Here is a 303-nt window from a genome sequence, read left to right on the forward strand (position 1 = left end):
GCGAGCTATGTGAAGCTGCGCGAGACGGCGCTGACCGGCAATGCGGCGTTCTTCCAGACCGCGCTGGCGGCCGCACTCGACATCGATTTCCAGACGGCGCGCTCGCTGACCGAACAGGCCAGCTATGCCGCGCTGCTCGCGGCCTTGCGCTCGCTCGACCTCAGCGAGGATCGCGCCTTCCTGATCGCCGTCGCCGTCTACCCCCGGGAGTTTCCCCATCCGCAGGCGATCCGCCTGTTCCTCGACCGCTACCGCCTGCTGCATCCCGAGGCGGCGGTCGCCAAGGTGCGCAACCGGGAGGCC

Annotated in this window: 1 pseudogene; it reads left to right on the forward strand. The window is 69.6% G+C overall.

Going from position 1 to position 303, the window contains the following annotated elements:
- Window positions 1-303, forward strand: a pseudogene (locus tag EN845_RS34665) (hypothetical protein); the annotation flags it as partial.

Source organism: Mesorhizobium sp. M8A.F.Ca.ET.202.01.1.1, from assembly GCF_004791595.1.
Lineage (GTDB): Bacteria > Pseudomonadota > Alphaproteobacteria > Rhizobiales > Rhizobiaceae > Mesorhizobium.